The sequence below is a fragment of the Gordonia sp. 852002-50816_SCH5313054-c genome (assembly GCF_001665925.1).
Classification (GTDB): Bacteria; Actinomycetota; Actinomycetes; order Mycobacteriales; family Mycobacteriaceae; genus Gordonia; species Gordonia jacobaea.
Genome location: NZ_LZTE01000024.1, coordinates 75,763 through 87,082, shown reverse-complemented (window position 1 = coordinate 87,082; position 11,320 = coordinate 75,763). Strand labels below are relative to the sequence as shown.

Below are 11,320 nucleotides of genomic sequence, written 5' to 3'. Positions count from 1 at the left end.
TGGGCACAGCTGGCATCCTTCCAGGCCGCCCGGCAGGGCAAGCCAGATCAGATGTCACCTACTCGTGCACCAGCCCCCGCCGTGCGGGCACAGGTCGTACAGCACCCCCGCCTTGTCGTGCTGCCAAGCAACCACCGCCCAAACCACAAGCAGCGCAAGGGCTGCCGAAACGATAGGTGCTAGCGCCGCCACCCAGAAACTGGCTCGCGTAGCCAGTAGCGCGTAGCTCGACCAGCAGAGAACCAAGGCCGCCAGGCCCGCCAGTGGGGCGTAGACAACAACTCCAGCGGCGCGGTTCGGGTCCCAGTCGGTACCGCTGCAGGTTGCCCACACGGCAGGAAGCAACCAAAACACGGCAACTCCCGCACCGACAGCCAGGAGCGGAACCCAGAGAACACCAAAGCGTCGAATCGCCACCCAGTCCAGCCGACCTACTCAGCCCTCGTCACCAACGACAGCAGGACGCCGGTCATGGTGTCGACGGACAGCACGTGTTCGCCCTCGCGCCCGACGTACTCGAGCGAGAGTCCGTTGATCAGCGCGAGAACGAGCACGGCGGCGTCGAGCGCAGGCACCCGCAGTCGCAGGTGTCGAGCAGCCACGACCTCTTCGATGTTCGCCGCGAGCGACTCGGCGAGCTGTGCCCGCGCGGCGGTGTAGTCCTCGAGCAACTGCGGGTCGCGATCGACCTCCGACCGGAACTCCGCGAACACCACATTGGTCCGGTACGTGTCCCGGATCTGTTTGAGGATCATCAGCGCCAGGAAGCGCATGTCCGTCTCGGGGTCGGCGCTCTCCGACGTCGGCACCAGCGCGGGTGCCGTGAAGCCCGTGGCCCGCTCGGTGAACACAGACGACGTCAGGTCCATGAACAACGCGCCCTTGCTGGCGAAGTTCGAGTACACCGCGCCCTTGGAGTAGCCCGCACGCCCCGCGATTCCCTCCAACGACGCGTTGGCGTACCCCCGCTCGAGGAAGACCTCGCGCGCAGCGGCCCTGATGTCGGCCTGGACGTTCGCGCGGCTGGGCCGCCGTTTGGGTTGGTGCTCGGCGTCGGCTCCGGCGGTTGTGGACGTGGAGCTTGACGATTCCGCAGTCATCGGGACATTATCAATCACGGCTACCAGTACCAGCGGTATCGAGAAGTGGAGATTCACTCGAGTACGTCGGGGGCGTCGACGAGCTACCCAACGGGCACGTCGACGTCACGAGACCTCTTCTCGATACCGCGTCTGGGCACCCTCGTCGTCGGAGTGATAGCCGCTGCGCCGCTGCACGATGAATCCGGCCGCGACGATGATCACGGCCGAGATCGCGGAGAAGATGATCGCCTGCCGCTGATCGTTGTCGAAGACCATCAGGATCAGCACGGCCAGAATGAACAGCATCACCACACCGGTCAGGTACGGGAACAGCCACATCCGCACCGGCGGCCGGTGACCCTCGGCGCGCAGCACGCGTCCCAGCCGCCACTGGCTCGCCGCGATCGTCAGGTAAACGAACAGGGCGATCGCACCGCTCGTAGCGAGCAACCACGCAAAGATCTTGTCCGGCAACACATAATTGCCGACCACCGCCAAGAATCCGACGACCATCGACATCAACACCGCTACCCACGGCACTCCCTTCGGCGTCAGGCTGCGCACCACCTGCGGGGCGTCGTGCCTGGTTCCCAGCGAGAACATCATGCGCGACGCCGTGTACAGCGCCGAGTTCAAACACGACGCCACGGCCGTCAGGATGACGATGTCCATGATGATCTTCGACCCCGGAATCCCGATGGCCTGCAACACCGACTGATACGAACCGTTCTCGAGTTTGTTGTAGGGCATCAGCGCGACGACGACGAAGATCGACCCGATGTAGAACAGCGAGATCCGCCAGATCACCGAGTTGACCGCCTTGGTGATGCCGCGCTCGGGATTCGGAGATTCGGCGGCGGCAATGGTCACGATCTCGGTGCCCATGAACGAGAACATCGTGATGAGCATGCCCGCGATCACCGCGCCGAATCCGTTGGGCATGAACCCATCTGGCTTCCACAGGTGACTGACACCGCTGACTTCCGAGCTCGGAATCCATCCGAAGATGGCCGCGACGCCGACGAGAATGAACGCCACGATCGCGACGACCTTGATCAACGCGAACCAGAATTCGAACTCGCCGTAATTGCCGACGCTCGCAAGGTTGGTGATGGTCAGCAGCAGTGTCACGGCCAGCGCCCAGATCCACTGTTGACCACCGACCAGGTCGGTGAGGATCGCGGCTGCGGCCGTCGCTTCGACGGGGATGACGAGCACCCAGAACCACCAGTAGAGCCAGCCGACGGAGAAGCCTGCCCAGCGGCCGAGCGCGCGGTCGGCGTATACCGAGAACGATCCGGTGTCGGGGTTTGCCGTGGCCATTTCACCGAGCATCCGCATCACCAGCACCACCAGCGTGCCGGCCAACGCATAGGAGATCAGGACGGCAGGACCTGCCTTCTCGATCGCGTTCGCCGAACCGACGAACAGGCCCGCGCCGATGACGCCGGCGATCGAGATCATGGTGATGTGCCGCGGCTTCAGATTCGACCCCAGCGAGGTGGGCGCTTCCTCGGTGGAGCTGTGTGACTCGGTGGTTGCCATCGCTATATGACGTCCCTTCGAAAACGGTATTGACCCGATGTGGTGCGGGTGCTGCTTGTAGCGGTAAGGCCCGATGTGTGCGGGCATGTCAGTTACCGACGCTTAACCCTACGGAAGGCCCCGCGACTCCACAGTTAAATGCAGCAACGTCGCGAATGTCCGAATCATCGCAGTACACCCCATGTTTCGAACGCAGCGAGAGCAGCGTCGCCGGTGTTCCAGAGCGCGTTGATATCGCCGACGGCGGCGTCGTGAGTCCGACGATCCTGCAGCGCCAACCCGTTACCGAACGTCAGCACGTTGTACCCGACGTCGGCCGCGCGCAGCATCGGGCCCGTCGCCTTCCCGGCGCCGACGAGCCGGTCGAGTCCCTCCCCGAAAAAGTAGAAGCGGAACGTAGGTCCGAGGTCGACATGATAGGCGCGGTTGGTCTCGCGGACGATCGAATCACCATGTGCGGCAATGGCATCGACCAGCTTGAAGTAGTCCGACGCATCGTCGGCCGTCGTGCGCGCATCCGCGGTGGCATACGCGAGGTCGACGGTGATGTGCGCGTTGTATCCGCTGAGCGCGACACGTTCGCCGGAGACGCTGCAGGTGCGCGCCAACTCGAAGTACCGCTGCCAGTGCGTGGGCACCGAGCCTCCGGAGAACTCGGCGTGCGCCGCGTCGAGAAAGCGGTTGAGCAATCGCAGACTGATCACGGGTGCCCAACGCGGGTTATGGAACGTCGACGGCTGCCGCTGGAGCGGCATCACCGCGTCGCGCTCGACCGCCGCCAATCCGAGGGCGAACAACCCCCTCCGGTCACGGTGCGCGGTCAGAATGTCGGTGATCTGCCACAGCCGACCCACCTGACGTTCCAGGACCGGAAGCGCCGTCGTACCCGGTGACGCATTCGACGTGTCCGACAGTTCGACGATCCGCCGCACCTCGCTCGCCGACAGCGGGCTGCCGCACGCCGCCGAAACATCAGTGATCGTCGGCGCTGCGGCCGCCACACCCGCTCCGGTCACCACACTCGCACCGGAAACCACGCCACCGGCCACCGCCAGCGCGACGATCATTCTGACCAGCGCAAATCTGGGTGCGACCATCATCTGATGCTAAGCGCGGCGTCGCTCGACGGCAGCGCTTGCGACAAACCTGCAAGCCAAGGGCGGTTCTGTGCTCAGAGCACAACAGTCCGACGAAAGTCTGGTGCGCGGGGCCGTTCTCGGTCACACGGACAGCTATTAGTGTTCTGGCTCACATCCACCTAGTAGAGGACCAATTCAACGTGAGCGCACCGTCGTATTTTCCCTGGGAGCTGGCCCATCGTGCAGCCGCACCATGCGTCCGCGACGACCACACCGAACTCGACTACGCGAGCTTTGCCGCCAGAGTCGACGCCGCAGCCGAGCAGTTCGACGCCCTCGGAGTCCGACGCGGCGACGTCGTCGCGACGTTCCTGCCCAATCGCGTCGAACTTCTCATCGCGATCGCAGCCGCCTGGCGCCTCGGTGCCATCGCAACACCGGTCAATCCGGCCTTCACCGCGAGTGAGGCGGAGTATCAGCTCGACGATTCGGGTGCCCGCCTCGTCCTCGTAGACGACGACGCGCTGCCCGCCACGTCGGACCGCAGCATCCTCCACGTCGACGACCTCGCCACCGCCGCCTCGTCGTGGACACCCCCGGAGCCTCCGCAGATGTCCGACGACGCGCTGCTCATCTACACGTCGGGATCGACCGGCCGCCCCAAGGGTGTGCGTCTGGCCCACGACAATCTGCATTACATGGCGTCGGCGATGAAAGAGCTGATGTCGCTGACGCCCGCCGACCACGCGCTACTGGTGCTGCCTCTGTTTCACGTCAACGCCATCTGCGTCAGCTTCCTCGCGCCGGTCCTCGCCGGCGGCCAACTCACCATCACCGGGAAGTTCTCGCCGTCGCGCTTCTTCACCGACCTGCACACCCTGTCGCCGACGTACTTCTCGGCCGTCCCGACCATCTACGCGCTGCTCGTCTCCCATCCCGACGTCAGCGCAGAAGCCTTCGAATCGTTGCGCTTTGCGATCTGCGGCGCCGCCCCGATCTCGAAGGAACTGCTCGATCACGTCGAGTCGACGTTCGGCGTTCCGATCCTGCAGGGCTACGGACTCACCGAGGGCACCTGCGCGTCGGCGTGCAATCCCCTTGACGGACAACGGAAGTCCGGAACTGTCGGACCTGCCCTGCCCGGCCAGACCATCCGTATCGTCACCCCCGACGGCGCCGACGCACCGACCGGCGAACCCGGCGAGGTACTCATCTCCGGGCCCAACGTCATGCGCGGCTACCTCAACCGTCCCGACGCCACCGCCAGCACCGTCGTCGACGGCTGGCTACACACCGGCGACGTCGGAACCCTCGACGCCGACGGGTATCTCACCCTGGTCGATCGCATCAAGGACATGATCATCCGCGGTGGAGAGAACCTCTACCCCAAGGAGATCGAGAACGCACTCGCCACCCATCCGTCGGTGCTCGAGTGCGCGGTGGTCGGAGCCCCCGACCCCATCTACGGCGAGGTACCGGTCGCGTTCGTGGTCGCCTACCCGGACCAGCCGGTCCGCGAGGCCGAACTGACCGACCATGTCGCCTCGATCCTCACAAAGGCCAAGCGGCCCAACGAGATCAACGTCGTCGAGCAGCTGCCCCGCAACCCGGTCGGCAAGATCGACAAACCAGGACTACGACGCCAAGTCCGCGAACCCCAACCAACGTAAACCCAGCCAACGTAGAACCCCAGCCAACGTAAACCCAACCCGCACAACACAGTCCGAGCGCCCGACCACGTCGTCGGTCGATGGCGCCTGCCCGAGAACCTTCAGATAAGGAGAACACCATGGGTCTCGTACAACCCGACTTCCCACCGGTCGACCCGGAAACCTTCCTCGACAAGCCATTCTTCGACCGAATGCGCGTGCTCAGCACGCACTGGGCCGAGTACGGATTCGGTACACCCAAGATGCTCCAGGTCATCTACCTGGCGAAGATCCTGGTGCTCTACCTGGGTATCGGTCTGAGCATCGCGACCTTCACCTCCGGTCTCAACGTGCTGCACGTGTCGCAGTGGTGGAACGAGCCGATCATCTACCAGAAGGCCATCCTCTGGACGCTGCTGGTCGAGGTGCTCGGCCTCGGCGGCTCCTGGGGCCCGCTCGCAGGCCACTTCAAGCCGATGACCGGCGGGTTGCTGTTCTGGCTGCGCCCGCAGACGATCCGGCTCCCACCGTGGCCCGGCAAGGTGCCGTTGACCAAGGGCGATTCGCGCACCGTGTTCGACGTCGCGATCTACGCACTACTTCTGATCACAACCGTTGTCGCACTGGTGCTTCCGGGTGTGCAGTCGAGCTGGCTCAACGCTGAGGCACCCACCTCGCACGGCCTGGTCAACCCGGTTCTGATCTACCCCGTGATCGCACTGCTGGTCATCATCGGTCTGCGCGACAAGGTCATCTTCATCGCAGCGCGTGGTGAGCAGTACCTGCCGGCTCTGATCTTCTTCGGCATCCTGCCCTTCGTCGACATGATCCTCGCGCTGAAGCTGCTGATCGTCACGGTGTGGGTCGGCGCAGGCGTTTCCAAACTGGGACACCACTTCTCGATGGTCATCCCGCCGATGATGTCGAATACGCCGTGGCTGACGATCAAGGCCCTCAAGCGCGCGAACTACCGCAACTTCCCCAACGACCTTCGACCGTCGAAGGTCGCAGGCGGTATCGGTCACGTGCTCGGCACCATCGTCGAAATCGCGACGCCGTTGGTCCTGCTGTTCTCGACCAACAAGTGGCTCACACTCGCCGCGGTGGTGTTGATGGTGGGCTTCCACCTGTTCATCTTCTCGACGTTCCCCCTCGCGGTGCCGCTCGAATGGAACCTCCTGTTCGCCTACGCAGCGATCTTCCTCTTCTGGGGCCACCCGGCATGGGACGGCTACGCACTCACAGATACGACGATGCCGTGGGCAATGGTCCTCATCGCCATCGCGCTGTGCTTCTTCCCGGTGCTCGGCAACCTGCGCCCGGATCTGGTGTCGTTCCTCCCGTCGATGCGGCAGTACGCAGGCAACTGGGCGTCGGCCACCTGGGCATTCGCACCCGGCGCCGAGGAGAAGCTGGAACAGCACATCGTCCGGTCGTCGCCCAACACCCGTACGCAGCTGATGGCCACGTACCCGCCCGAGGTCGCCGACGTCGTGATGCATCAGATGCTCGCATGGCGGTCGATGCACAGCCAGGGTCGCGCGCTGTACTCGCTGATGAGCCGCCACCTCGGTGAGGACATCAACACCTACACCCTGCGCGAAGCCGAGTTCGCCTGTAACTCGTTGGTGGCGTTCAACTTCGGCGACGGACACCTGCACGACGCGAAGATGATCGCCGCCCTGCAGCGACGCTGCAACTTCGCCCCGGGCGAGTTCCTCGTCGTGTGGATCGAGTCGCAGCCCATCCACAAGAGCATCCAGGAGTACCAGGTGATCGACGCTGCGCTCGGTGTCATCGAGCGGGGTACGTACCGGGTCAGCGATGCCATCGCCGAGCAGCCATGGCTGCCCAACGGGCCGATCCCCATCAACGTCGAATGGACGCTCGACGTTGACGCGGCCCGCGCGTTGACTGATCCTGAGGTGATGACCGAACCCAAGATGCGCGGTGCAGGCGCGCAGGAACAGGTGTAGCCGGTGACCTCAGCGGTCATAGTCGGCGGCGGGCCCAACGGGCTCGCCGCCGCCCTGCACCTCGCCCGCAACGACGTCGAGGTCACCGTGCTCGAAGCCGCCGACACCGTCGGCGGTGGCGCGCGGTCGGGGGAGCTCACGCTCCCCGGTGTCATCCACGACCACTGCTCGGCGTTTCATCCGCTCGCCGTCGGATCGCCGTTCTGGCGAGACGTCGGACTCGAGCAGTACGGACTCGTGTGGCGGTGGCCCGAGATCGATTGCGCCCACCCGCTGGACTCCGGCGAGGCAGGCCTGCTCTACCAATCCATCGACGAGACCGCCGCGGCGCTCGGAGAGGATGGTCGACGCTGGCGCCTGTTCTTCGGTGATGTGGCAAGCGGATTCGACGACCTGTCCGCCGATCTGCTGCGCCCGATCATCAATATCCCTCGGCATCCCCTGCGGCTGGCCGCATTCGGGCCGCGGGCGCTGCTTCCGGCGTCCGCCGTCGCACGTGTGTTCCGCACACCGCGGGCGCGGGGGCTGTTCGGAGGTATCGCCGCGCACGCGTTCAACCGCTTGGACCGTCCGATGACCGCGTCGCTCGGCATGATGATCGCCGCGAGCGGTCATCGCTACGGATGGCCTGTGGCAGAAGGGGGTTCGGGGGCGATCATCGACGCCGTGGTGTCGGCGCTGCGCTCGTACGGCGTCAAGATCGAGACCGGTGTGCGGGTCAGCGCCCGCACCGATATCCCCGACGCCGATCTCGTCCTCCTCGACCTCTCACCCGAGCAGGCTCTCGCCATCTACGGCGACGAGATGCCGTCGAGGATCGCGCGTTCGTATCGGCGATACCGCGTCGGATCGTCGGCGTTCAAGGTCGACTACGCGATCGACGGCGACATCCCGTGGACCAACCCGGACTGCGGTCGTGCCGGAACCGTGCACCTCGGCGGCACTTTCGACGAGGTGGCCTCCACCGAAGCCAGTCGCGCCGGCGGTGTCATGGTGCCGAATCCCTTTGTGCTGCTGGGTCAGCAGTACGTCGCCGACCCCACTCGGAGCGCCGGCAACGTCAACCCCGTGTACGCCTACGCCCACGTTCCCAAGGGGTACGAAGGCGACGCCACCGACCTCGTCACGCAGCAGATCGAGCGCTTCGCACCGGGCTTCCGCGACCGGATACTCGCTACGCGCAGCACGGGAACCCGCCAATTGCACGACTACAACGCCAATTTCGCCGCGGGCGACATCATCGGCGGTGCCAACGACGGGCTGCAGATGCTGATGCGACCACGCACAGCACTCGACCCGTACTGGCTCGGCGTCGACGGCGTGTACCTGTGCTCACAGTCGACGCCGCCCGGCGCCGGAGTGCACGGACTGTGCGGTGTCAATGCCGCGACGGCGGCACTGAAAAGGCTGGAGCGCAAGCGGTGAGTGCCTCGGTACCTGGTCTGCCACTGCACGATTCGCAGTTGCCGCCGTCCATCACGCCCGAGATGCGCGCGGCAGTCGCGCAGGTGGGTAAGCGGTTGCGGGAGAACGAGTCCGAGATCGTTCGCTATCTCACCGCGTTGATGGCCCGCGATATCGACCAGCTCGATGTCGATCCCGCACTTGTGGAGATGCTCGAAGCCAGTGTGCACGGCAACGTGTCGACGATCCTGCATGTGCTGAGCAACGACATCCCCGTCGAGCACCTCCAACCGACGACTGCCGCGGTCGAGTACGCGCTGCGCCTCGCCCAGCGGGACGTACCGTCGAACTCATTGGTACGTGCGTACCACATGGGGCAGAACGAGATGCTGCGCATCATCTTCGGCTACGTCGACGAGCTCGATCTCTCCAAGCACGAGAGCCTCGTGGTGATGCGTCGAATCTCCGACGTCGTCTCGCAGTACATCGAGTGGATCACCCTCTACGTGTTCCAGGCCTACGAGGACGAGCGTCGACGCTGGATCGGCGCCGAGGGCAACGTCTTGTCTTCGCGCATCCACGAGATCCTTCGGACGCCCGACGTCGACGCCGACTCCTTCGAGCGCGAGTCCGGCTATTCCCTCGACCAACATCACGTCGCGGTGATCATGTGGTCGGATGACGAGGGCTCGAGAGATCTCGCGGTCCTCGACCGTGCCGCGCGGATGATGGCCACCAAGCTGTTTGCCGAGGGGCCACCGCTGATCACCGCGATTGATCGCACCACCGCCTGGGTCTGGCTGCCGCTGGGGCGTAGCAACCGCATCGTGGAGACGTCCGACGTCGCGCAGCGGGTGACCCTGCCGGCAGGCGTGCGCGTGGCGTTGGGACTCAACGCCTCCGGCATCGCCGGTTTTCGACGCTCCCACGAGCAGGCGCTCGCGGCGTGGGGTCTCGCGACGATGCCCGGCAGTCTGGTCGCCGACGTCGTCGGGTTCGGCGACCGCGGAGTGGCTGTGGTGTCGAGGCTGGCCCGCGACCTCGAATTCACCCGCGCGTGGGTTCACGAGATCCTGGGCGCGCTGTCCGAGGACTCACCGAACGCCGCCGCACTCCGCGAGACGCTGTCGGTCTACTTCGCCACCGGCGAGAGCCACCTACACACCGCCGAGAAGCTCAACCTCCACCGCAACACCGTCAAGTACCGCGTCGACAAAGCCATGCGCGACACCCGCACCACCGACCGCCTCGACCTCGCCCTGGCCCTGACCGTGTGCGAGTTCCTCGGCACCGAGGTGCTGGCCCAGGACTGACGTCGACCGGGCGCTAAATACCGCCGACTGGGCGCTTTATCTCGCCGACTGTGCGCTGCAGACTGCCGAGTGGGCGCAAGATCCCGTCGACTGGGCGCTCTGTCGCGCCGACTGTGCGTCGAGCGTCAGCCGACGAGGTGGTGGTCGCGGCGCTGCTGCGTCCACGGATCGTCGACGCGGCGCCCCGCGATGCCGGCGCGGTCGCCGGACTTGAACGCGACCAGAACGCCGAGACACACGCCGACGACGCCCGCGACGAGCGCGGCGATGACGACCTGCTCGATTCGTGGGTAGTACACGGCGACGGTGATCGACGCCGCCACGACAGTCAGTAGGCAGACGGCAAACCCGACGACCCGGGGGATGGCCGTCGTGGATCCGCGATGCGGGTCGGGCAACAGCACGGCCGCGCCGACAATGAGCAAGGTCGAGATCGCGACATCGCTCGGGCGGTGCCAACCCGCGGCAACGAGACCGAAGTCGATGATCGCCGCCCAGGTTCCGCCAAGCGCGGCAACCCACGGACGCAGCAGCGGGGGAGCGGCCAGCGTCACCGCGACGACCAGCGCCGCGATCGCGGCAGCGTGCCCACTGGGCGCAGAGTTGTTGGTCTCCTCGATCCAGTCGTGGAAACGCGGGCGGTACGTGCCGTCACGGAGGGCACGGATGAGGACAATGGTGACCGGCGGAAACAGCAGAAGCGTGGCGGTCGTCGCGATCCGTGATCCGACGCCGCGGTGGCCGCGTTCAGACGGCAACACCGCGCCGACAACCACGAGCGAAACGACGATCGCCGCACCGATGACCCAGGTCAACGGATTCGAGACGACGCTCATCGACAGCCAGTAGGGCACCTGCGTCGCTGCCGGCAGCTCACGTCCATATTCCAGTAGCCGCTGATCGATGACCTGTCCCGCCGATGTCCGCACCGCGAAGACAAAGATGCCACCTGCTGCGGCGAAAGCCAGCAGCGCTGCCAACACAGCACTGACCACATACCCGATGGGCCGGCGGCCACGTGTCTGGTGCGCTGCGGACAGAGAACTCACCGGGTCACCGTATCGGCAGAACCTGGGAGAAATCTGGGATGCGGGCATGGCGAGTCGCGGGTGTTGATCAATTCGTGCCTGTGAATGACGGAACGATCGCGATCGACCGCAGTTTCATATCAGTAGACAAAGTGTCACACAAGTCAACTTCGCCGTCACTCGGCCGAAACACACGGGTTGTCTCATATAAGGGAACGAAGTCCACTCACATGAATCACTCCGA

General features: G+C 65.2%; 8 protein-coding genes. 4 read left to right on the top strand and 4 right to left on the bottom strand.

The window, feature by feature from the left end:
* Positions 1-431 precede the first annotated feature (431 nt).
* The 3 genes from A5788_RS02955 to A5788_RS02945 form a co-directional block, all read right to left on the bottom strand.
* Positions 432-1,100, bottom strand: a complete 669-nt coding sequence (locus A5788_RS02955) for a TetR/AcrR family transcriptional regulator (protein WP_064867945.1) — start codon at positions 1,098-1,100, stop codon at positions 432-434.
* A 105-nt stretch (positions 1,101-1,205) separates the two neighbouring features.
* Positions 1,206-2,627 carry an amino acid permease gene (locus A5788_RS02950; protein ID WP_064867916.1) on the bottom strand — a complete coding sequence of 474 codons (1,422 nt, stop codon included), beginning with the start codon at positions 2,625-2,627 and terminating at the stop codon, positions 1,206-1,208.
* Positions 2,628-2,791: 164 nt separating this feature from the next.
* Positions 2,792-3,724, bottom strand: coding sequence for a DUF5995 family protein (locus A5788_RS02945; RefSeq protein WP_231894298.1), 933 nt, complete (start codon positions 3,722-3,724; stop codon positions 2,792-2,794).
* A 182-nt stretch (positions 3,725-3,906) separates the two neighbouring features.
* On the opposite strand from A5788_RS02945, the gene A5788_RS02940 reads away from it, so the two are divergent.
* From A5788_RS02940 to A5788_RS02925, 4 genes are all read left to right on the top strand, one after another.
* Complete coding sequence (locus A5788_RS02940) at positions 3,907-5,376, top strand: class I adenylate-forming enzyme family protein (protein WP_064867919.1); 1,470 nt, start codon at positions 3,907-3,909, stop codon at positions 5,374-5,376.
* Between the two features lie 119 nt (positions 5,377-5,495).
* Positions 5,496-7,331, top strand: a complete 1,836-nt coding sequence (locus A5788_RS02935; RefSeq protein WP_005205363.1) for a DUF3556 domain-containing protein — start codon at positions 5,496-5,498, stop codon at positions 7,329-7,331.
* A 3-nt stretch (positions 7,332-7,334) separates the two neighbouring features.
* The gene (locus A5788_RS02930) at positions 7,335-8,756 is read left to right on the top strand and encodes a phytoene desaturase family protein (protein WP_064867922.1); all 1,422 of its coding nucleotides are present in this window, start codon (positions 7,335-7,337) and stop codon (positions 8,754-8,756) included.
* The gene (locus A5788_RS02925; protein WP_064867925.1) at positions 8,753-10,048 is read left to right on the top strand and encodes a PucR family transcriptional regulator; all 1,296 of its coding nucleotides are present in this window, start codon (positions 8,753-8,755) and stop codon (positions 10,046-10,048) included. Before A5788_RS02930 ends, A5788_RS02925 begins: the two co-directional genes overlap by 4 nt.
* Before the next feature lie 125 nt (positions 10,049-10,173).
* Here A5788_RS02925 and A5788_RS02920 read toward each other — a convergent pair whose 3' ends face one another.
* Positions 10,174-11,097, bottom strand: a complete 924-nt coding sequence (locus A5788_RS02920; protein WP_231894299.1) for a phosphatase PAP2 family protein — start codon at positions 11,095-11,097, stop codon at positions 10,174-10,176.
* Between the last annotated feature and the right edge of the window lie 223 nt (positions 11,098-11,320).

Bases quoted from the DNA above. Each gene is read 5' to 3' on its own strand.
- A5788_RS02955 (WP_064867945.1), bottom strand. From the start codon at position 1,100: ATGACTGCGGAATCGTCAAGCTCCACGTCCACAACCGCCGGAGCCGAC.
- A5788_RS02950 (WP_064867916.1), bottom strand. From the start codon at position 2,627: ATGGCAACCACCGAGTCACACAGCTCCACCGAGGAAGCGCCCACCTCG.
- A5788_RS02945 (WP_231894298.1), bottom strand. From the start codon at position 3,724: ATGGTCGCACCCAGATTTGCGCTGGTCAGAATGATCGTCGCGCTGGCG.
- A5788_RS02935 (WP_005205363.1), top strand. From the start codon at position 5,496: ATGGGTCTCGTACAACCCGACTTCCCACCGGTCGACCCGGAAACCTTC.